Origin of the sequence: Lentzea sp. HUAS12 (assembly GCF_024125735.1) — a bacterium.
In the GTDB taxonomy this organism is placed as follows: domain Bacteria; phylum Actinomycetota; class Actinomycetes; order Mycobacteriales; family Pseudonocardiaceae; genus Lentzea; species Lentzea albida.
In genome coordinates, this window is sequence record NZ_CP099738.1 from 5,882,954 (window position 1) to 5,905,493 (window position 22,540).

A 22,540-nucleotide genomic window follows, 5' to 3' on the forward strand; every position below is an offset into this window, starting at 1 on the left:
ACTCTGTGGAGTTGTACCTGCGGCGATCGGTATGCCGCTCGGTTCTTCCAGAACCGCACAGTGGATGCGTAGCGTCTTTGCAACAAGTCCTCGGCCTATTAGTACCAGTCAGCTCCAACCGTTACCGGTCTTCCACCTCTGGCCTATCAACCCAGTGGTCTAGCTGGGGGCCTTAACCCACAAAGGGTGGGATACCTCATCTTGGAACGAGCTTCCCGCTTAGATGCCTTCAGCGGTTATCCCTTCCGAACGTAGCCAACCAGCAATGCTCTTGGCAGAACAACTGGCACACCAGCGGTCCGTCCGTCCCGGTCCTCTCGTACTAGGGACAGCCTTCCTCAAGTATCCTACGCGCGCGGCGGATAGGGACCGAACTGTCTCACGACGTTCTAAACCCAGCTCGCGTACCGCTTTAATGGGCGAACAGCCCAACCCTTGGGACCTACTCCAGCCCCAGGATGCGACGAGCCGACATCGAGGTGCCAAACCATCCCGTCGATATGGACTCTTGGGGAAGATCAGCCTGTTATCCCCGGGGTACCTTTTATCCGTTGAGCGACCACGCTTCCACAAGCCATGGCCGGATCACTAGTTCCGACTTTCGTCCCTGCTCGACCCGTCAGTCTCACAGTCAAGCTCCCTTGTGCACTTGCACTCAACACCTGATTGCCAACCAGGCTGAGGGAACCTTTGAGCGCCTCCGTTACTCTTTGGGAGGCAACCGCCCCAGTTAAACTACCCACCAGGCACTGTCCCTGATCCGGATCACGGACCGAGGTTAGACATCCAATACGACCAGAGTGGTATTTCAACGATGACTCCACAACCACTGGCGTGGCCGCTTCACAGTCTCCCACCTATCCTACACAAGCCGAATCGAACACCAATACCAAGCTATAGTAAAGGTCCCGGGGTCTTTCCGTCCTGCCGCGCGTAACGAGCATCTTTACTCGTAATGCAATTTCGCCGGGCCTGCGGTTGAGACAGTCGAGAAGTCGTTACGCCATTCGTGCAGGTCGGAACTTACCCGACAAGGAATTTCGCTACCTTAGGATGGTTATAGTTACCACCGCCGTTTACTGGCGCTTAAGTTCTCAGCTTCGCCACCGAAGTGACTAACCGGTCCCCTTAACGTTCCAGCACCGGGCAGGCGTCAGTCCATATACATCGTCTTGCGACTTCGCATGGACCTGTGTTTTTAGTAAACAGTCGCTTCTCGCTGGTCTCTGCGGCCGTCTCGCCCTAGCCTGCAAGAGGCTTCAAGCGCTACGGCCCCCCTTCTCCCGAAGTTACGGGGGCATTTTGCCGAGTTCCTTAACCACAGTTCGCCCGATCGCCTCGGTATTCTCTACCTGACCACCTGTGTCGGTTTGGGGTACGGGCCGCGTGAAAGCTCGCTAGAGGCTTTTCTCGGCAGCATGGGATCACTCTACTTCGCCTCAATCGGCTACGCATCACGTCTCAGGATATATGCCTGGCGGATTTGCCTACCAGACTCCCTACACGCTTGCACCAGTACTACCACTCACTGGCGGAGCTACCCTCCTGCGTCACCCCATCGCTTGACTACTACAAGTTCAGGTCCCGCGCTCCACAGTCCGCTAGATCCCGAAGGATCGTCGCAGGTGCTTTGGGCGGTTAGTATCACAAGGTTCATCATGGGCGCGTTCACACGGGTACGGGAATATCAACCCGTTGTCCATCGACTACGCCTGTCGGCCTCGCCTTAGGTCCCGACTTACCCTGGGCGGATTAGCCTGGCCCAGGAACCCTTGGTCATCCGGCGGACGAGTTTCTCACTCGTCTTTCGCTACTCATGCCTGCATTCTCACTCGCATAGCGTCCACGGCTGGATTACTCCGCCGCTTCAACCGCTACACGACGCTCCCCTACCCATCCCGAGTCAAGCTCGAAATGACACAGCTTCGGTGGTGTGCTTAAGCCCCGCTACATTGTCGGCGCAGGACCACTTGACCAGTGAGCTATTACGCACTCTTTAAAGGGTGGCTGCTTCTAAGCCAACCTCCTGGCTGTCTGTGCGACCCCACATCCTTTCCCACTTAGCACACACTTAGGGACCTTAGCTGGCGTTCTGGGCTGTTTCCCTCTCGACTACGAAGCTTATCCCCCGCAGTCTCACTGCCGCGCTCTCACACCTCGGTATTCGGAGTTTGGTTGATTTCGGTAAGCTTGTGGGCCCCCTAGACCATCCAGTGCTCTACCCCCGAGGTGAAACACACGACGCTGCACCTAAATGCATTTCGGGGAGAACCAGCTATCACGGTGTTTGATTGGCCTTTCACCCCTAACCACAGCTCATCCCCCAGGTTTTCAACCCTGGTGGGTTCGGGCCTCCACGCGGTCTTACCCGCGCTTCACCCTGGCCATGGCTAGATCACACCGCTTCGGGTCTAGACCACGCGACTCAAGCGCCCTATTCAGACTCGCTTTCGCTACGGCTACCCCACACGGGTTAACCTCGCCACGTAGCACTAACTCGCAGGCTCATTCTTCAAAAGGCACGCCGTCACCCCTAAAGGCTCCGACGGATTGTAGGCACACGGTTTCAGGTACTATTTCACTCCCCTCCCGGGGTACTTTTCATCTTTCCCTCACGGTACTAGTCCGCTATCGGTCACCAGGGAGTATTTAGGCTTAGCGGGTGGTCCCGCCAGATTCACAGCGAATTTCACGAGTACGCTGCTACTTGGGAACACTCTAAACAGACGCTAGGTTTTCGAGTACGAGGGTTTCACTCTCTACGCCCGTGCTTTCCAGACACGTTCCTCTAACCACGCGTTTTCTGACTGTTTGCTAGCTCGGCAGAACTAGCCAAGAGGTCCCACGACCCCGCGAATGCAACCCCTGCCGGGTATCACACAGACGCGGTTTAGCCTCATCCGCTTTCGCTCGCCACTACTCACGGAATCACGGTTGTTTTCTCTTCCTGCGGGTACTGAGATGTTTCACTTCCCCGCGTTCCCTCCACATACCCTATGTGTTCAGGTATGGGTGACCCCACATGACTGGGGCCGGGTTTCCCCATTCGGAAATTCTAGGATCTCAGCTCGGTTGACAGCTCCCCTAGACTTTTCGCAGTCTCCTACGTCCTTCATCGGCTCCTGGTGCCAAGACATCCACCGTATGCCCTTACTAACTTGCTACAAAGATGCTCGCATCCACTGTGCAGTTCTCAAAGAACGAACGGTCATCATCTCTTCTGTGCAGCTCGCCTGCTGACCCGGAGGTCGGTGGTTCGAGCGCTGAGATGATCCGATCTGCTGAAAGACACTTGCGTGTTCTCTCAGGACCCAACAGCGTACCGATCTGTTCATCCAGCCCTCGCGACACCTTTCCACGCTCCGAAGAGCAGTACTCACTGTCGTGACAACCGAACGTCTAGCCAGCCAGCATCCACTAATGAGCCCACCCGGCATCGAGGCCGGCGTGGTTCTGACTACCGCTCGGAACATTTGCCCAAGATCGGTAGTAGATGCTCCTTAGAAAGGAGGTGATCCAGCCGCACCTTCCGGTACGGCTACCTTGTTACGACTTCGTCCCAATCGCCAGTCCCACCTTCGACCGCTCTCCCCCTTGCGGGTTGAGCCACGGGCTTCGGGTGTTACCGACTTTCGTGACGTGACGGGCGGTGTGTACAAGGCCCGGGAACGTATTCACCGCAGCGTTGCTGATCTGCGATTACTAGCGACTCCGACTTCACGGGGTCGAGTTGCAGACCCCGATCCGAACTGAGACCGGCTTTATGGGATTCGCTCCACCTCACGGCTTAGCAGCCCTTTGTACCGGCCATTGTAGCATGTGTGAAGCCCTGGACATAAGGGGCATGATGACTTGACGTCATCCCCACCTTCCTCCGAGTTGACCCCGGCAGTCTCCCATGAGTCCCCACCATTACGTGCTGGCAACATGGAACGAGGGTTGCGCTCGTTGCGGGACTTAACCCAACATCTCACGACACGAGCTGACGACAGCCATGCACCACCTGTACACCGGCCACAAGGGGCCAATATCTCTACTGGTTTCCAGTGCATGTCAAGCCCAGGTAAGGTTCTTCGCGTTGCATCGAATTAATCCACATGCTCCGCCGCTTGTGCGGGCCCCCGTCAATTCCTTTGAGTTTTAGCCTTGCGGCCGTACTCCCCAGGCGGGGTGCTTAATGCGTTAGCTGCGGCACAGAGGGCGTGGAAGCCCCCCACACCTAGCACCCACCGTTTACGGCGTGGACTACCAGGGTATCTAATCCTGTTCGCTCCCCACGCTTTCGCTCCTCAGCGTCAGTATCGGCCCAGAGACCCGCCTTCGCCACCGGTGTTCCTCCTGATATCTGCGCATTTCACCGCTACACCAGGAATTCCAGTCTCCCTGCCGAACTCAAGTCTGCCCGTATCGACCGCAAGCTTGGAGTTAAGCCCCAAGTTTTCACGGCCGACGCGACAAACCGCCTACGAGCTCTTTACGCCCAATAATTCCGGACAACGCTCGCACCCTACGTATTACCGCGGCTGCTGGCACGTAGTTAGCCGGTGCTTCTTCTGCAGGTACCGTCACTTGCGCTTCGTCCCTGCTGAAAGAGGTTTACAACCCGAAGGCCGTCATCCCTCACGCGGCGTCGCTGCATCAGGCTTTCGCCCATTGTGCAATATTCCCCACTGCTGCCTCCCGTAGGAGTCTGGGCCGTGTCTCAGTCCCAGTGTGGCCGGTCACCCTCTCAGGCCGGCTACCCGTCGTCGCCTTGGTAGGCCATTACCCCACCAACAAGCTGATAGGCCGCGGGTCCATCCCATACCGCCGGAACTTTCCACCACCGAACATGCATTCAGTGGTCGTATCCGGTATTAGACCTCGTTTCCAAGGCTTATCCCAGAGTACAGGGCAGGTTACCCACGTGTTACTCACCCGTTCGCCGCTCGTGTACCCCGAAGGGCCTTACCGCTCGACTTGCATGTGTTAAGCACGCCGCCAGCGTTCGTCCTGAGCCAGGATCAAACTCTCCAATAAGGATCGTTGTGATCGCTCCAGACGGAATATGTCTGGCAATCTGGTCTTGCATCTCAAAGGAATACCCCGACGAGGGGTATTCATATTACTGGCTGTGTTTCGGCACGCTGTTGAGTTCTCAAAGAACACGCGCTCACCGGATCCAATCTCCGTTTCCGGAGGCTTTCTCTCGGGGCTTGTGCTGAAAGCTTAGCTCGTTCATTTTCGCTTTGTCAAATCGGCCGTTTCGGCTTCTTCAGCTCGGCGCAAACTCGCTTCGCATTCAGTTTTTGCTTGGTTCAGAAGTTATCTGAGTGGCTTTCCCGGTGTCAAATCGGGGTCATTTTCAGATCCCGGACAGCACGTTAGGCCGTTCATTTACTTCTGGGGGTTTGACGCCGTGAAACTCTACCCGGCCCGATTCGCGGTGTCAACCGCTCGTTCCGGGGGTCTCGCTTGCGACCTGGAGAAAGTTACTCACGGGGACGATCAAAGTCAAATCGCCTGGTCAGCGGGCTGTTTGATCGGCACGGACGGCGCCGGAGCAGCCGGCTTGGCCCCGACCGGACGCGGTCGCAGCCACAGGGTGATGGAACGGAGTCCCTCCATCGCCCGCACGATCTGGTCCGGCGCGGCGGGCTGACGCGTCGCCACCGGCACCAGGTCGTAGCCCCAGACGCCGAACTCCTTGAGCACCGTCACCGGATCGTCACCGAAGTCCGTGGTCGCGGTCGCCGAGAACTCGAGGAACACGTGCGGCCTGTCGCGGCGCAACAACCGGACGAGTCCCGCGAGAGCGCGATGCCCACGTCCAGGCGTGTCGACGCGCACGACGGAAAGCTTCATGCCCTGCACCAGTGCGATGTCCTCAAGCGCCTTGTCCAGGCGCACGGCCGGAACGCGGGCCACGTCCTCGCCGGCGTCCTCGGCCAGCGGCGACACCGACACACCACCGGTCAACGTCGGCGAAGCGGCGAGCTCGCCCGCGCTCTCCCACGCGGCACCCTCGACCACGGTCAGCCGGGAGGCGACCGCGGCGGGGAGGTTCGCCGACACGTTGTGCCGCAGCAGTGCGGCCGCGGACGCGTCCGGCTCCACGGCGACAACGGCGCCCATCAGCCCGAGGCGCGACAACACGCGAATCGAGTGGTAGCCGACGTACGCGCCGACGTCGAGGAAGATCCCGTCCGGTTCCAGCACCGAGTCGAGCAGTTCGGCGAGGTCGGGCTCCCACACGCCGTTGGACGACAACAGCGGGAGCATGAACGCGTCGTCGGAGGGCAGCCGCATCATGCCCGCGTCGCACAACACCAGCGACGAACGCACTTCAGGCGCGTCGCCCGAGGCCTCGTGCTGACGGACCACCACGCGACGCAACGCGTCCGCGGTCTGCTGAGCGTGGTTGGCCGCACGGATCGCGACGTCCAGGCGCGAGTCGCGTTCGCGGAAGACCTCGACGACCTTGGACTCCAGGCCGTCGATCCGGTCCAGCGTCCGGTCGAGCGCCACGGTCAGCTTGTCGATCCGCTCGGCGAGCACCTCGTCGGACTTGGCGCGCTTGGCGGCCTCGGCGACGACCGCGTCCTCGACGTCGCGCTGCCGGCGGCCCTGACCGGCCATGTCCGCGCGCACGCGCACGACCCCGTCGTCCACGCCGACCAGCTGGTCGGAGAAGTGCGACTGCCGTGCCGCGACCTGCTCGATCTCGGCGCGGAGCAGTTCGAGCTCGCCGGCACCGACGCCGGCCTTGAGCGCGTCCTGCCTGTTCACCAGCTCGGACACCGTGCGCTCGACCCCGTCGATCAGGGTGTGCAGCACCTGGCGCATGTGGTTGTCGTAGTGGTCCAGCGCGCGCAGCACGACCTTGCGCAGCGCGGGTGCCATCGGCGTGCGGCTCGGGCCGTCGACGGTCGGTTGCCTCAGTAAAGCGTGCTTGGCCGACTGCAGGGCGAGCATCGGGTCGACCTCGGCCTTGGGCTTCGGCCGGCGGGCCCGCCATCCCCGGTACGCGTGCTCGACGCGTTCGCGCAGGACCTCGGCCACGCGCGAAACCGAGCGCACGGACAAGACGTGCTCTCGTCCGGCAGCACCGAGCGCCACGGCCGTGGGCAGGTCGTCGGCCAGCGAACGCAGCAGCTTCGCGGCGGCCTGCACGTCCGGCTCGGCGCCCTGGTGGCACGGCACGAGAACCGCCGTCTTGCCGAACAGCTCGGCAACGGCGCCGTGGTCCGACGCGACGACGGGGACGCCCCGCACGGCCAGTTCGGCCAGGCGCAACGCGATCCGGTCGTCCGCCCCGCCGCGGTGCAACGACACCACGGCATCGGCGACCTCGGCCACGTCGAGGTCCTCGATCAGCGAAATGCGCTGGTCGGACGCGGTCGCGAGGCGCAGCCGCTCGGCCGCCTCCGGGTGGTCGAACGCCCCCGAGACGGCGATCCGCAGCTCCACGTCCGTCCGGTCGGGGAACGCGGTCAGGAACGCCGAGACCGCGCCCAGCACGTTGCCGGGCCTGTCGAGCTCGTGGTCCGCTATCGCCGCGAACACCACCACTTCGCCGGTCTCGTGCTCACGCGCACCGGTGTCGTGCACGGGTACTGGGACCACACGCACGATGGGCCCGCCGATGCGTTCGGCGGCGGCACGCGACACGTCCGAAGAAAGCCAAAGTTCGTTCACGCCCGTGCGGTCGTCCGCAGCGGTGGCGTCCAACGCGACCTCGACGACGAAACGGCCCGGAGGCACCTCGTCGGAAGATGCGCGCACCACGACGGGATAACCGCCGTCGGTCGACACGGGCAGTCCGGACGCGCGGGCGGCGGCGAGCATCAGCTCCGCCACCGGCCCCGAGCCCACGACGGACACGCCGAGCTGGTCGAGCAGCGCCGGGCCTTCCGACCGGGGCTGCGGCACGGCGGGGGCGGGCAGCCGTCCCGAGGCGACGCCGACCCCGGCGCACCACTCGCGCCACGCGTCAGCGTCCGCACCGAAAGGCGCCGGGAACTGCTGTTGCAGAGAAGGATCGGCGCGCCACACCGCGTCGGCCCACCGCGTGCCACCGTGCTCGGTCGGCTCGCACGCCCAGATGAGGAACCCGCCCCCACCGTCCTCGCCGAACGCCGGCGGCGGCGTGAGCACGGAGGCGCGGTAGTCGGCGCGCAGCTCGGACGGGATGGACGTCCCGTCGATCAACGCGTCGAACCGGTACGGCACGGGTGCGACGGACCAGCCGTGACGCACCAGTTCGGCGCGGTAGGCCTGGCAGAGCTCGGCGACCTCCGTGTGCTCCGAGAGCAGCACACGGGGACGTTCGGCGAAATCGGCGGAGAGCAGCCACGGGCGACGTGGGTCGAATCCGCGGAAGTGCACCGTCAGCAGGTCTTGACCCACCACGGCGAGAGAGCCGGACTCGGTGCGGTGCAACGGCCGGTCGGCGACGTTCCACACGGACAATCCGACCCGTGCGTCACGCACGACGTGGTGCGGCACGATCGCCGGCATGTCCAGAGAGGTCAGGTAGGGCTCGGAGCCCTTGCCCACGGCGATGAACCCGGGGTCGAACGCGCCCTGGTCGTGCAGGTCGGACGGCCCCGGCTGCAGCCCGTCCGCCGCCAGCGGCCGCAACGTGCGGGGCAGCAGCACGACCGGCGCGTTCTGCAACGCCTCCAGCACGAGCTTCGTCAGCGACCCGAACACCTGCACCCACGGGTCGAGGTACAGCACGGGCATGCCCTGCGGCAGCAACGCCTCCAGCAGCTTCGGCACCATGGCGGCCTTGAGCTCGGAGGCGTCGAGCGAGGTCGCGAGCACGTGCAGGTCGTGCTCGTCGACACCGATGTCCAGCGGCGTCATCAGTCCCGGTCCCGAGTGCTCGGGCTGCGCGTCGACGACCAGTGCGACGAACCGGCCCTCGGGGTGCTCCGCGAGGAACGAGCTGGACAGGACCTTGACCGCGGGCAGCTCGGCCGCCGTGGCGACCGTGCACGCGCAGATCGTCGGCTGGAACTCGGGTACCTCAGTCACGGACAGCACGTGAACGCCTCACAGCATGGGAAGAAGTGTGCGCAGCTCGTACGGAGTGACGCTACGACGGTACGCGTCCCACTCCGTACGCTTGTTGCGCAGGAAGAAGTCGTAGACGTGCTCGCCCAGCGCTTCGGGGAGCAGCTCGGAGTTCTCCATCTCGGTGAGCGCCTCACCGAGGTTCTGCGGCAGGTTCGCGTAGCCCGCGGCGCGGCGTTCGCGGTCGGTCAGCGACCACACGTCGTCCTCGGCGGGCGGCGGCAGCTCGTAGCCCTTCTCGATGCCGCGCAGGCCGGCGGCCAGGACGACCGAGTACGCCAGGTACGGGTTGCACGCGGAGTCGAGCGAGCGGACCTCGACGCGGCGCGACGACGACTTGCCGGGCGAGTACATCGGCACGCGGACCAGTGCGGAGCGGTTCGCGTGACCCCAGCACACGGCCGTGGGGGCCTCACCGCCGACGATCAGCCTCTTGTAGGAGTTGACCCACTGGTTCGTGACGCCGGAGATCTCGCGCGCGTGCTTGAGGATGCCCGCGACGAACTGCTTGCCGATGTCGGAGAGCTGGTACGGGTCCTCCTCGTCGTAGAAGGCGTTGCGGTCGCCCTCGAACAGCGAGAAGTGGGTGTGCATGCCCGAGCCCGGCTGCTCGGAGAACGGCTTGGGCATGAACGAGGCGCGCACGCCCTGCGTGATCGCGACCTCCTTCACCAGGTAGCGGAACGTCATGACGTTGTCCGCCATGGTCAGCGCGTCGGCGTAGCGCAGGTCGATCTCCTGCTGGCCGGGCGCTCCCTCGTGGTGGCTGAACTCGACGGAGATGCCCATGGCCTCCAGCGCCTCGATGGCGTGGCGGCGGAAGTGGGTGGCCGTCTCGTGCGAGGTCTGGTCGAAGAACCCGCCGTTGTCCGCGGGCTCGGGCTCGCTGCCGTCGCCGGGCAGGCCCTTGAGCAGGAAGAACTCGATCTCGGGGTGGACGTAGCAGGTGAACCCGGCCTCGCTGGCCTTCGACAGCGTGCGGCGCAGCACGTGGCGCGGGTCGGCCCACGACGGGGAGCCGTCCGGCATGGTGATGTCGCAGAACATGCGCGCGGAGTAGTTGGTGCCCTCCGGCGTCTGCCACGGCAGCACCTGGAACGTGCCGGGGTCCGGCTTCGCGACCATGTCCGACTCGTAGACGCGGGCGAAGCCCTCGATCGCGGAACCGTCGAACCCGATGCCCTCGCTGAAGGCACCCTCGAGCTCGGCCGGTGCGACCGCCACGGACTTCAAGAAGCCCAGGACGTCCGTGAACCAGAGCCGGACGAACCGGATGTCGCGTTCCTCTAGCGTGCGGAGCACGAACTCCTGCTGGCGGTCCATAGTGCGCAGCTTAAGGGCTCCTGAGTCTCTACGATCAACGCATGTCGGCACGTTGGTTGTTGGTTTGCGCACTCGCCCTGCTCACGAGCTGCACCTCCGGGGGAGATCTCCCCGATGGTGCGACCTTGCTCTCGAAATCGGCCGAGTCGATGAAGTCGGTCAAGACGGTGCACTTCACCATCAAGGTCGACGGTGAGCTGCCGGACGTGCCGGTGAAGGACGCCGACGGCGACCTCACCTCCGCCGGGGACTCGAAGGGCACCGCGAAGGTCACGTTCGGCGGGCAGCTGCTGTCGATCGAGTACGTGCTGACGGGCGGGAACCTGCACTTCAAGGGCCCGACGGGCGGGTTCACGAAGCTGCCGGCGGCGTTCGCGGGGCAGGTGTACGACCCGTCCGCGATCCTGAACCCGGACAAGGGCGTGGCCAAGGTGCTGAGCAGCGCCAAGGACGCGAAGACCAAGTCGTCCGGTGACGTGTCGGTGGTCGAGGCGACGGTGCCGAAGGACGTGGCGGCCGGGCTGGTGCCGGGCATCTCCGCGGACGTGAAGTCGACGTTCTCGATCGGGAGCGACAACAAGCTCAAGAGCGCGCTGTTCGAGCTCCCCGGTGGTCAGAAGGTCGACATCGGCCTGACCGACTTCGACAAGCCCGTCACCGTGACAGCGCCCGCGTAATGCGGAAAGTCGCTCTCGCCGCGTCCGGCGCGGCTGTGCTGCTGGGGGCCCTCGACGCGTACGTCGTCGTCGGGGTCCTCACGGACATGGTGCGTGATCTCGGCATCGCGGTGAACGAGCTGGAGCAGGCGACGCCGATCGTCACCGGGTACCTGCTCGGGTACGTGGCGGGCATGCCGCTGCTCGGGCAGCTGTCGGACCGGCTCGGGCGGCGGTTCGTGCTGCAGGTCTCGCTGCTCGGGTTCCTGGTCGGCTCGGTCATCACGGCGTTGGCCGCTGACGTGCCGTTGCTCGTCCTCGGGCGCGTGGTTCAGGGCCTGGCCGGTGGCGCGTTGCTGCCGGTGACGATGGCGCTGGTCGCGGACCTGTGGGAGGAGCACCGGCGGTCGGCCGCTCTGGGGACCGTGGGTGCCACTCAGGAGCTGGGGTCCGTTCTCGGCACGCTGTACGGCATCGCGGTGGCGTCGCTGTTCAACGCCCTGCCGTTGTTCGAGGCGTGGGAGCCGCAGAGCTGGCGGTGGATTTTCTGGGTGAACATCCCGTTGGCGGTCATCGCGATGGTGATCGTGCAACGGACCGTGCCGAACACACGGCGTGAGGTGCGCATCGACGTCGTGGGCGGCGTTCTGCTCGCCGCCGCGCTGTCGTTGCTGGTCGTGGCGCTCTACAACCCGACTCCGGCCGAGTCGGTGCTGCCGTCGTGGGGCTGGCCGACGTTGGCGGCGGCCTTCGTCGTGCTGGGTGCCTTCTTCTTGTGGGAACGCCGTAGCGCCGTGCGGCTCCTCGATCCCGAGGGTGTGCAGTGGCGGCCGTTCTGGGCCGTGCTCGGGGTGTCACTGGCCGCCGGGGCGGCGTTGATGGTGACGCTGGTCGACGTGGAGTTGTTCGCGCAGACGGTGTTGCGGCGGGATTCCGCGGCCGCCGCCACGCTGCTGACGCGGTTCCTGGTCGCGTTGCCGGTCGGTGCCGTGCTGGGCGGGTTCCTCGCGTCGCGGATCGGCGACCGCTGGGTGTCGTTCGGCGGCCTTGCACTCGCGTCAGTGTCGTACGTGTTCATCGCGCAGTGGCCCGCGGACGTCAGCGGGCTCGTGCTCACGCGTGACCTGGCCATCGCCGGTTTCGGGCTGGGCCTGGTCATCGCGCCGTTGTCCGGTGCTGTGCTGCGCGTCGTCCCGTCAGTGCGTCACGGCGTGGCGTCGGCGTTCGTCGTCGTCGCGCGCATGACGGGCATGCTCGTCGGAGTGGCGGCGTTGTCCGCGTGGGGACTGCACCGGTTCCGCGAGCTCACGGCAGGCTTGAACACGCCGCTGCCGTTCGGCGTCGAACCCGCTGAGTTCCAGCGGCAGATGGCCGAGTACCAGCGCGGGCTCACCGAGGCGCTGCTCACCGAGTACCACGAGATCTTCCTGATCACGGCGGTGGTCTGCGCGTTCGGAGCGCTGGGATCGGTCTTCCTCCCCGGTAGGGCTCAGCAGGTCGAATCCGTCTCGGGCAGCCTCAGGTCGACCAGGTAGTTCGTGCCCACGCCGTCCACGCAGCCGATGCCCGCGAGGAACGCCGTGTGCTGGTTGCCGTTGTACGTCAGCAGGCGCGCGCCGAGGGCCTGCGCGAGGTCGACGCCGGACTGGTAGGGCGTCGCCGGGTCACCGGTCGTCGACACCACCAGCACCTGCGGCAGCCCGTTCACGATCGGCGGGTGCGGTTCCGACGTGTGCGGGGCCGGCCAGAACGCGCACGGGCCGAGCGCCGTCTCGTCGGTGGGGACGGTGTCGTTGCCCAGCAGTTCCAACAGCCTCCGACGGTTGGACTCCAGGGTGGCGCGGTCCTTGATCGGCGGCTCGTCGACGCAGCGGATGGCCACGAACGCGTCCTGGATGCGGCTGTAGGTGCCGTCCTGGGCGCGGCCGAGGTACTGGTCGGCGAGCTGCAGCAGGGTGGTGCCCTTGTTCTGCTTGAGCTCCTGCAGTCCCTTGTAGGCGGTCTCCCACAGCCGGTCCGTGTACATCGCCTGGATGATGGCGGTGTTCGCGTCCGAGTGGGACAGCTTGCGGTCGCCGACCTGCAGCGGGGCCTTCTTGAGCGGCTCGATCATCTGGCGGAACTTCGACTCGGCCGTGGCCGTGTCCCTCCCGATCGGACAGTCGCGCTGGGCGCACCAGCCCGCGAAGCGGTTGAACGACTCCTCGAAGCCCTGCGCCTGACGCGCTGACGCGGCCACCTTGTCGGCGTTGGTCTCCACAGCGCCGTCGAGCACCATCGCGCGCACGTTGCGAGGGAACATCTCGGCGTACAACGTGCCGATGCGCGTGCCGTAGGAGTAGCCGAGGTAGCTCAGCTTCTTCTCCCCCAGCGCGGCGCGCAGCACGTCGACGTCCCGCACGACGTCACGGGTGCCGACGTTGCGCAGCAGGTCGATGCCGCTGCGTTCGGCGCACTTGTCGACGAAGTACTTGTTCTCCTGCTCGGTCTGGTTCGCGCTCTCGCCCTTGGGCCGCAACCGCTGCGCGTCGCGTTCCGCGTCGGTCAGGCACTGGACGCGGGGCTGGCTCGCCCCGACGCCGCGCGGGTCGAACCCGACGACGTCGAACCGCTTGCCGACCGGGTTGCCCGCCTGCATGTTCGCGACGTGCGCCATGCCCGACCCGCCCGGGCCGCCGGGGTTCACCACGAGGGAGCCGACCCTGCGGTCCTTCTCGGTGGCGGGCCTGCGCAGCAGTCCGACGGTGATCGTTCCGGCGTCCGGCTTCTCGTAGTCGAGCGGGACCGCTAATCGCGCGCACTGGATGCCCTCGCGCTCGTACAGCCCCTTGCTCTTCGCATCGGTCGCGTAGGGCTGGCACGCGCCCCACGCCAACACCTGCGCGTAGAAGCGCTCGATGCCCTTGCGGCCGGCGACGGGCGTGCCGTCGATGCGCGCGTAGGAGGTGGACGTGCTGAGCACAACGATCAAGGCGAACAAGGCCGCGGTGACTCGGGATCGCCTCTTCGTCATTAGGCGCACCGGGTTCCGTCGGCGGGCAACGTCTGGTCGATCAGGTACTTCACGCCCGCGTCGTCCACGCACCGGTCGCCCTGCAGGAAGACCGTGTGCTGCACGCCCTCGAACGTGAGCAGGCGCGAGTTGAGCGCTTTGGCCAGGTTCACGCCCGCCTCGTACGGCGTCGCCGGGTCACCGGTCGTGGAGATGACCAGCAGCGGCGGGATGCCGTCGGCCTTGGGCGGGCCGGTGCGGGCGGTGACGGGGGCGGGCCAGAAGGCGCACGAGTCGAGTGCCGCGCCGGGCGGGTTGCCGTCGTCGAGGAACGGCGCCGCCTCCTTGTACTTCTTCTGCGTCTCCAACAGCGCGTTCTTGTCCGTCAGCCGTGGATCGTCGACGCAGTGCACGGCGTTGAACGCGTCCGTGATGGTCGAGTACTGGCCCTGGTCGTCGCGGTCGAAGTAGGCGTCCGCGAGGCGCAGCAGCGTCGTGCCCTTGCCGGCCTTGAGCTCCTGCAGGCCGTTGAGCAGGATCGGCCACAGCTGCTCCGAGTACATCGCCTGGATCGCGGCGGTGATGGCGTCGTTGTAGGACAGCTTGCGGTCACCGACGTCGACCGGCTTCTGGATCAACGGCGTCGTGAGCTGCCGGAAGCTCGAGTTGGCATCGGCGCCCAGGGGACAGTCCTTCTTCCCGCGGCACCACTTCACGAACTCGTCGAAGGCCTTCTGGAAGCCCGCGGCCTGGGCGACCAGCGACGCGAGCTGGTCCTGGGTGGGGTCGACGGCACCGTCGAGGATGAGCGCGCGCACGTTCTGGGGGAAGGTCTCGGCGTACTCGGTGCCTATACGTGTGCCGTACGAGTAACCGACGTAGCTCAGCTTCGCGTCGCCGAGCGCAGAGCGGAGGACATCCATGTCCTTAACTACGTCCCGCGTGCCCAAATTGGCGAGCATTGCCGCCCCGAATTTTGTCCCGGCGGCACACTTCTCGGCATACGTCCTGTTCTCTTGCTCCGTTTGGGCGATTCCGGCCGGAGAAGTGTCCGTGTCGAGGTCCAGGCGCTCGGCGTCGCGCTCCGGTCCGGTGAGGCAGGTGACCGCCGGTTCGCTCGCGCCGATGCCCCTCGGGTCGAACCCGATGAGGTCGAACTTCTCCGCGAGGTCGGTCTTGCGGTACTCGGAGACCATGCCGGCGGCCGACGCCATGCCGGACGCGCCGGGGCCGCCGGGGTTGGTCAGCAGCGAGCCGATCTTCTGCCCGGTCGCCTTGTACCGGAGCACGCCGATCGTGATCGTGTCGCCGGTTGGTTTGCTGTAGTCGAGGGGAACCCTCAAGCGAGTGCACTCGACGTCGCGCTTGGTGCCGTAGGCGTCCCTGCTGGACCCGGTGGTGGCATAAGGAGCGCAGTTCTCCCAGCCGAGTTTTTGGCCGTAGAACTCCTCCAGACCAGCGGGAACGACGCCGGCGGGGCCTGAGGACTCGAAGGAGACGCCGGGCTTGGACGTCCCCTCGATGACCGACGTGCAGGACGCGAGCAGCGGAATGACGAGCAACACGCTCAAGAGACGGACCACAGCCCGATGGTATGGGAGATGATGAGGGCATGCCGCAGCTTCGGATCGCGCTAGCCCAGGTCAACGCCACTGTTGGCGATCTTCGGGGCAACGCTTCGCTGGTCGTGGACTGGACGCGCAAGGCCCGTGAGGGCGGCGCGCACCTCGTCGTGTTCCCCGAGATGGTGCTGACCGGCTACCCGGTCGAGGACCTGGCGATCCGCACGTCGTTCGCACGGGCGTCCGCCGAGGCGCTGGAGGCGCTGGCCGGGTCGCTGGAGACGGCCGGGCTCGGTGACGTCGCGGCCGTCGTGGGGTACCTGGAGCACGACTCCGTCGGCCCGCGCAACGCCGCGGCGGTGCTGCACGGCGGCCAGGTCGTCGCGCGGCAGTTCAAGCACCACCTCCCGAACTACGGCGTGTTCGACGAGCGCCGCTACTTCAAGTCCGGCTCGGCCCTCGACGTCGTGCGGGTCAACGGCGTCGAGGTCGGCATGGTGATCTGCGAGGACCTGTGGCAGGACGGCGGCCCGATCACCGCGCTCGGTGACGCGGGCGTCGACGTCGTGGTCTCGCCCAACGCCTCCCCGTACGAGCGCAACAAGGACGACCTGCGCCTGCCGCTGGTGGCCCGCCGCGCCGCCGAGGCCCGCGCGCCGCTGGCCTACTGCAACCTGGTCGGCGGCCAGGACGAGCTGGTGTTCGACGGCGACTCGCTCGTCGTGTCGGCCGAGGGCGCGCTCGTCGGGCGCGCGCCGCAGTTCGTCGAGCACCTGATGTTCGTCGACTTCGACCTGCCCGGCGGCGGTACCTACAAGACCGGTCAGATCGGCGACTTCGACGTGCGCCGCGTGTTCGTCTCGGACGCCGTGCCGGCCTACGAGCCGTTGCCCGCGCCTCGCGTGTTCGAGCCGCTGTCCGACGAGGCCGAGGTGTGGCACGCCCTGGTCACCGGCCTGCGCGACTACGTGCACAAGAACGGCTTCCGGTCCGTGGTGCTCGGTCTGTCCGGTGGCATCGACTCGGCCGTGGTCGCCTCTCTGGCCGTGGACGCCCTCGGCGCCGACGCGGTCTACGGCGTCTCGATGCCGTCCTCGTACTCGTCCGAGCACTCGCGGTCGGACGCCTCCGACATGGCCGAGCGCACCGGCCTGCACTTCACGACCGAACCGATCGGCGAGATGGTCGACGTGTACGTCTCGCAGCTCAAGCTGACCGGCCTGGCCGAGGAGAACATCCAGGCCCGGTGCCGCGGCATGCTGCTGATGGCGCTGTCGAACCAGCACGGCCACCTGGTGCTCGCGACCGGCAACAAGTCCGAGCTGGCCGTCGGCTACTCGACGATCTACGGAGACGCGGTCGGCGGCTACGCCCCGATCAAGGACGTGCTGAAGACGCTGGTCTGGGACCTCGCCCGCTGGCGCAACGCCGAGGCGGAGAAGCGCGGCGAGACCCCGCCGATCCCGGAGAACTCGATCTCCAAGCCGCCGTCGGCCGAACTGCGCCCCGGCCAGGTCGACACCGACTCGCTGCCGGACTACGAGGTCCTCGACGCCCTGCTCGACGACTACGTGCACTGCGACCGCGGGTACGACGCCCTGCTGGCCGCCGGGCACTCGCCGGAGCTGGTCGACCGGGTGCTGCGGATGGTCGACAAGGCCGAGTACAAGCGGCGCCAGTACCCGCCGGGCACGAAGATCTCGAACAAGGCGTTCGGGCGGGACCGGCGGCTGCCGATCACCAACGGGTGGCGCGAGGGCTGAGGCCCCGGGGGCCGGTGGCCTTAGCTGCCGGGGCGAGAGTGGAGCCTGCTGTACCGCGCCGCCCCAGGTCGGACCGTTAGGTTTCTCGGCATGAAACGGATCTGGGCCGCGATCGTCTACCTGGCGAGCGGCCTGTTGACGGCCATCGCCTCGTGGCTCGCGCTGGGCATCCTGTTGCTGTCGGTGGTCGTGCTGCCGTTGCTGCCGATCACCGCGCCCTACCTGCGCCGGATCGTCGACTTCGACCGGCGGCGGCTCGCCCGGTACGCCGGTGTCGAGATCCCGCCGCCACCTCCGCTCGACGGGCCGTGGCTGCACCGGGCCCAGCGCGTGCTGGCCGATCCGGAGAGCCGGCGCGAGGGGTTGTGGCTGGTCACGCACGCCCTGTTCGGGACGGTGTTCGGGGCGCTCGCGATCGGGATCCCCGGCTCGTTGATCCAGCAGCCGTTCGTGCTGCTGACGTGGTGGACGGTCCCCGGCGGCAACGACAACTCGTTCGGCGTCCACGTCGACTCCTGGCCGAAGGCGTTGCTGAGCGTGCCCATCGCGCTCGTGCTCTGGCTGGTCGTCCTGCAGTTCCCGAAGCTCGCGAACCTCGACGCGCGGTGGACGGGCAAGATGCTGTCGCCGCCCAAGGCGTCGCTCGAGAAGCGGCTCGCCGAGGTCGTCGCCACCCGTGCCGCCGCGTTGCAGGCGCACGGGGCCGAGCTGCGGCGCATCGAGCGGAACCTGCACGACGGCACGCAGAACAAGCTGGTCGGCGTCGTCATGATGCTCGGCATCGCGGAGCGGACGCTCAAGCAGAACCCCGACAACGCGTTGCAGGCGTTGCTGCGGGCGCAGGACGCGGCGGGTGACGCCCTCGAAGAGCTCCGCAACGTCGTGCGCAGCATCCACCCGCCGGTGCTGGAGGACCTGGGACTCGACGGCGCGATCCAGGCGCTCGCGGCGCGGTGCCCGGTGCCGTGCGTGCTCACGGCCGAGCACCTGGGCAGGCTGCCGGCGGCGGTGGAGGCGGCGGCGTACTTCGCGGTGGCCGAAGCGCTGACGAACGTGGCCAAGCACAGCGGTGCCCGGCACGCGTGGGTCAGCCTGAACCTCGACCGGGACCGGCTCGCCGTGGTCGTCCACGACGACGGCAAGGGCGGCGCGGACGAGAAGCAGGGGACGGGGCTGGACGGCATTCGCGGCAGGGTCGCGGCGCTCGACGGCACCGCGGAAGTGAGCAGTCCCGAGGGTGGCCCTACCGTTCTCACCGTCGTGCTACCTGTGGGGAAGTGAACTCATGCGCATCGTGATCGCCGAAGACGACGCCCTGCTCCGCGAAGGGCTGACGTTGTTGCTGCGCAACGAAGGCATCGAAGTGGCGGCGGCGACCGACAACCCGGACGACTTCCTGGTGGCCGTCGCCGAGCACGAGCCCGACATCGCCGTCGTCGACGTGCGGATGCCGCCGACGTTCACCGACGAGGGCCTGCGGGCCGCGGTGGAAGCGCGGCGACGGCACCCGAAGCTGGCCGTGCTGGTCCTGTCCGCGTGGGTCGAGCAGAGCTACGCGCACGAACTGCTCGCCGGCACCAACGGCGGCGTTGGCTATCTCTTGAAGGAACGCGTCGGCAAGGTCGCGGACTTCCTCGACTCGCTGCACCGCGTCGCGAACGGCGGCACGGCGCTCGACCCCGAGGTCGTGTCACAACTCCTGGTGCGGCGCAAGGCGGACGACGCGCTGAGTGTGTTGTCTCCGCGCGAACGCGAGGTCCTCGGACTGATGGCGGAAGGGCTGTCGAACGCAGCCATCGGCGAGAAGCTCGTCCTCAGCGCGGGAGCCGTGCACAAGCACATCGGCAACGTGTTCCTGAAGCTCGGCCTCAACAGCGAGGACGGCTCGGGCGACCGCCGGGTGCAAGCGGTCCTGGCGTACCTGGACCACTGAGCCCCGATCACTGGGGCCGGACGAACGGGAACAGCACGGTCTGCCGGATCGACGTGCCGGTCAGCATCATCAGCAACCGGTCGACGCCCATGCCGAGCCCGCCGGTCGGTGGCATGCCGTGCTCCAGCGCCCGCAGGAAGTCCTCGTCCAGCTCCATCGCCTCGACGTCACCGGACGCGGCCTTCAGCGACTGCGCCTCCAACCGTCGCCGCTGCTCCAGCGGGTCGGTCAGCTCCGAGTAGGCCGTGCCGATCTCCGCGCCGAACGCCACCAGGTCCCACCGCTCGGCCAGGCGCGGGTCGACGCGGTGCTGCCGGGTCAGCGGCGACACCGACGTCGGGAAGTCGATGTAGAAGGTCGGGCCGACGGTCGTGGCCTCGACGAACGAGTCGTACGCCTCCTGCACGAGCTGGCCGTGGTCCCAGTCCTCGTTGACCTCCACGCCCCGCGCGCCCAGCAACGACCGCAGGTCTGCGACGGACGTGTCCGGGGTGACCGAGGTGCCCAAGGCCGACGACACGGCCTCGTAGACCGGAACCACCGGCCACTCCCCCGAGATGTCGAAGACGCCCTCGGGCCGGTGTGCGACCTCCTCGCCGAACGCCTCGCGCGCCGCGTGCTGGATCAGCGAACGGACCAGGTCGAGCATGACCCGGTAGTCCGCATAGGACTGGTAGGCCTCCAGCATCGTGAACTCGGGGTTGTGGGTCGCGTCCGCGCCCTCGTTGCGGAAGTTGCGGTTCAGCTCGAACACCCGGTCCACGCCCGCGACGCAGAGCCGCTTCAGGTACAGCTCCGGCGCGATCCGCAGGTACATCCGCATGTCGTAGGCGTTGATGTGGGTGACGAACGGGCGTGCGTTCGCGCCGCCGTGCACCGCCTGCAGCATCGGCGTCTCGACCTCGAGGTACTCCTGCGCGTGCAGGAACTCCCGCACGCTGCGGATGACGTCGCTGCGCAGCTTCAGCAGGTGCGCCGAGTCGGAGTTGACCACCAGGTCGAGGTAGCGCTGGCGGACGCGGGCCTCCGGGTCGGTGAAGCCCTTCCGCTTGTCCGGCAACGGGTGCAGGCACTTCGCGGTCATCGTCCACGACGACGCGAGCACGGAGATCTCGCCGTGGTCGGACTTGATCACGCGTCCGGTCACGCCGACGTGGTCGCCGAGGTCGACGTCCGACTTCCAGGACGTCAGCGCGTCGCCCAGCGAGTCGGCGGTCAGCATCAGCTGGATCTCGCCGCTGAAGTCCCGGATCCGCGCGAAGCAGAGCCTGCCCATCTCCCGCAACGCCACCACGCGTCCGGTGACCGACACCTCCTCGCCGAAGCGTTCCCGTGCTCCCGCGAGGAGGTCCGTGCGCGCGAACCCGACCGGGTACGGGTCGACGCCCTGCGACAGGAGCCGTTCGACCTTCGCGATCCGCACCCGGACCTGCTCGGGCCGTCGTACGGACTTCGGCTCGACCCGGATCGCGTCGATCTCGGCCACGCGGGCCGCGAACTCGTCGCTGACGTCCGTCTTCTGCAACGCCCGCTTGCGCAACGACCGCAGCGACGGCACGAACCCCTCGGCGACACCGGCGGCGATGCTGACCCGCGGCAACGACCGCGAGCGCTGGTAGCACAGGAAACGCGGCTCCCACTCCGGCAGGTACTTGGCGTTCGACCGGTACAGCGACTCCAGCTGGAAGAACCGCGACGCGAGCGACAGCACGCTCCGCCACGCCCGCAGCACCGGGCCGGCGCCGATCTTCTCGCCCTCCTCGAACACCGCGCGGAACATCGCGAAGTTGAGCGAGATCCGTTGCACGCCGAGGTGTCCGGCGGCGGCCGCGAGCTGGGCGACCATGTACTCGTTGAGGCCGTTCTCCGCGGCACGGTCACGCCGCATCAAGTCCAGCGAGACCCCGCGGCGGCCCCACGGCACGAACGACAACAGGCCGCGCAACGCACCTGAGGCGTCGTACGCCTCGACCATCACGCACCGGCCGTCGCTCGGATCTCCCAAGCGCCCCAACGCCATCGAGAACCCGCGTTCGGTCTCGGCACCGCGCCACGCCTCCGCCAGGTCCAGGATGGACGCCATCTCGTCCGGCGCGATCTCGCTGTGGCGGCGGACACGGGTGGTGTACCCGGCCCGTTCCACGCGCGACACCGCCTGGCGCAGTCCCTTGCGCTCCGGACCGGCGAGCACGAACCGGCGGACGTCGAGGATCGCCTCGTCCCCGATCTCCAGTGCCTTCAGCCCGGCGTCGGAGTAGACCTGCGCACCCCGTTCGGACGCGCCGAGCACGCCGGGCATCCAGCCGTACGTGCGCGCCTCGGCCAGCCACGCGCGCACGGCCTCGGGCCAGTGCTCCTCGTCGCCGATCGGGTCGGCCGACGCGAGCGTCACGCCGCCGATCACCCGGTACGTCAGGGCGGCCCGGCCGGAGGCGGCGAACACGACGCTCTTGTCGCGCCGGGTCGCGAAGTAGCCCAGCGAGTCGGGCTCGCCGTCGGCCGCGAGCAGCCGGCGCACGTCCAGCTCCTGCTCGGGGGTGATCATGCTCTGGGTGCGGACACCGCGGAAGAACAGGTACATCGCACGCACCGCGACGAGCGCGCCGCCGAGGCCCAGCACCACGCTCAGCCACTGCGGGCCCTCGGGGATGTCGAGCCGGCCGAGCCGCACGACCTCACCCGTGGCCTGGTTCGCCGCCCACGCGAGCTTGTCGGTCTGCGCGACCAGCTTCCCGGGGAACACCTCGGTGAGGGCCCAGCCGACGCCGATCAGCGCGATCATGCCCACCACGAACGACACGAGCGCCCGCAGCCACGCGCCGCGGGCCAGCCGGGCGGGGAACGCGTCGCGCACCACGAACAGCAGCGTCACCAGCACCAGCGAGGTCGCGACGCCGACACCGAGGAACACCCAGTGCGGCTTCTCGCCCTCATCCAGGATTTCTTCAGGCGCCAGGGCCAAGATGACCATGATGAACCCGACCAGCAGCAGGCCCAGGAACTGGAACAGCAGCAGCGTCCACAGCGCCGCTCGCTTGTGCCTGCGCAGGGCGGCGCCGAGGACGAAGAAGACCATGGCGATGAACAGGTTGCCGTCGATCGGCAGACCGAAGAAGTACCCGATGCCGTCCGCGACGTCGGTGAACCAGCTCTCCTCGGGGAGGATCACCCTGAGCAGCGACAACACCCCGGCCAGCTGGACGATCGTCGCGATCGCCCCCGCGGTCTTCCACTTCCACGCCGGTGCCACA

At 66.8% G+C, this 22,540-nt stretch carries 10 protein-coding genes and 2 rRNA genes; 5 read left to right on the forward strand and 7 right to left on the reverse strand.

What is annotated here, in order from left to right; genetic code table 11:
• Nucleotides 1–78 precede the first annotated feature (78 nt).
• The 4 genes from ND450_RS26740 to glnA all read right to left on the reverse strand — a co-directional run bounded on the left by ND450_RS26740 (nt 79) and on the right by glnA (nt 10,383).
• Nucleotides 79–3,164, reverse strand: a 23S ribosomal RNA gene (locus tag ND450_RS26740).
• A 340-nt stretch (nt 3,165–3,504) separates the two neighbouring features.
• A 16S ribosomal RNA gene (locus tag ND450_RS26745) occupies nt 3,505–5,019 on the reverse strand.
• The 16S and 23S rRNA genes sit together here, the layout of an rRNA operon.
• A 474-nt stretch (nt 5,020–5,493) precedes the next feature.
• Entirely contained in the window at nt 5,494–9,021 is a 3,528-nt protein-coding gene (locus tag ND450_RS26750; RefSeq protein WP_253321362.1) for an FkbM family methyltransferase, read from the reverse strand.
• A gap of 18 nt (nt 9,022–9,039) precedes the next feature.
• Nucleotides 9,040–10,383 (reverse strand): type I glutamate--ammonia ligase, encoded by a 1,344-nt coding sequence (gene glnA, locus ND450_RS26755; protein WP_253321363.1) that lies wholly within the window; start codon nt 10,381–10,383, stop codon nt 9,040–9,042.
• A 125-nt stretch (nt 10,384–10,508) separates the two neighbouring features.
• Between glnA and ND450_RS26760 the strand changes: the two genes are divergently transcribed.
• Together ND450_RS26760 and ND450_RS26765 are read left to right on the forward strand one after the other, a co-directional pair.
• Nucleotides 10,509–11,060 carry an LppX_LprAFG lipoprotein gene (locus ND450_RS26760; protein ID WP_253321364.1) on the forward strand — a complete coding sequence of 184 codons (552 nt, stop codon included), beginning with the start codon at nt 10,509–10,511 and terminating at the stop codon, nt 11,058–11,060.
• On the forward strand, nt 11,060–12,574 hold the full coding sequence (locus tag ND450_RS26765; protein WP_253321365.1) for an MFS transporter: 1,515 nt from the start codon (nt 11,060–11,062) through the stop codon (nt 12,572–12,574). Before ND450_RS26760 ends, ND450_RS26765 begins: the two co-directional genes overlap by 1 nt.
• Here the strand turns inward: ND450_RS26765 and ND450_RS26770 are convergent.
• Nucleotides 12,529–14,052 carry an alpha/beta hydrolase gene (locus ND450_RS26770; protein ID WP_253321366.1) on the reverse strand — a complete coding sequence of 508 codons (1,524 nt, stop codon included), beginning with the start codon at nt 14,050–14,052 and terminating at the stop codon, nt 12,529–12,531. The genes ND450_RS26765 and ND450_RS26770 overlap by 46 nt on opposite strands.
• Nucleotides 14,052–15,614 carry an alpha/beta hydrolase gene (locus ND450_RS26775; RefSeq protein WP_253321367.1) on the reverse strand — a complete coding sequence of 521 codons (1,563 nt, stop codon included), beginning with the start codon at nt 15,612–15,614 and terminating at the stop codon, nt 14,052–14,054. Before ND450_RS26775 ends, ND450_RS26770 begins: the two co-directional genes overlap by 1 nt.
• A 29-nt stretch (nt 15,615–15,643) precedes the next feature.
• Between ND450_RS26775 and ND450_RS26780 the strand changes: the two genes are divergently transcribed.
• The 3 genes from ND450_RS26780 (at nt 15,644) to ND450_RS26790 (ending at nt 19,289) form a co-directional block, all read left to right on the forward strand.
• Nucleotides 15,644–17,356, forward strand: coding sequence for an NAD+ synthase (locus ND450_RS26780; protein WP_253321368.1), 1,713 nt, complete (start codon nt 15,644–15,646; stop codon nt 17,354–17,356).
• Between the two features lie 90 nt (nt 17,357–17,446).
• Nucleotides 17,447–18,637 (forward strand): sensor domain-containing protein, encoded by a 1,191-nt coding sequence (locus ND450_RS26785; RefSeq protein WP_253321369.1) that lies wholly within the window; start codon nt 17,447–17,449, stop codon nt 18,635–18,637.
• Between the two features lie 4 nt (nt 18,638–18,641).
• Nucleotides 18,642–19,289 (forward strand): response regulator transcription factor, encoded by a 648-nt coding sequence (locus ND450_RS26790; protein WP_089910121.1) that lies wholly within the window; start codon nt 18,642–18,644, stop codon nt 19,287–19,289.
• Between the two features lie 7 nt (nt 19,290–19,296).
• Here the strand turns inward: ND450_RS26790 and lysX are convergent, their stop codons facing one another.
• Entirely contained in the window at nt 19,297–22,539 is a 3,243-nt protein-coding gene (lysX, locus tag ND450_RS26795; RefSeq protein ID WP_253321370.1) for a bifunctional lysylphosphatidylglycerol synthetase/lysine--tRNA ligase LysX, read from the reverse strand.
• Nucleotide 22,540: the final 1 nt, after the last annotated feature.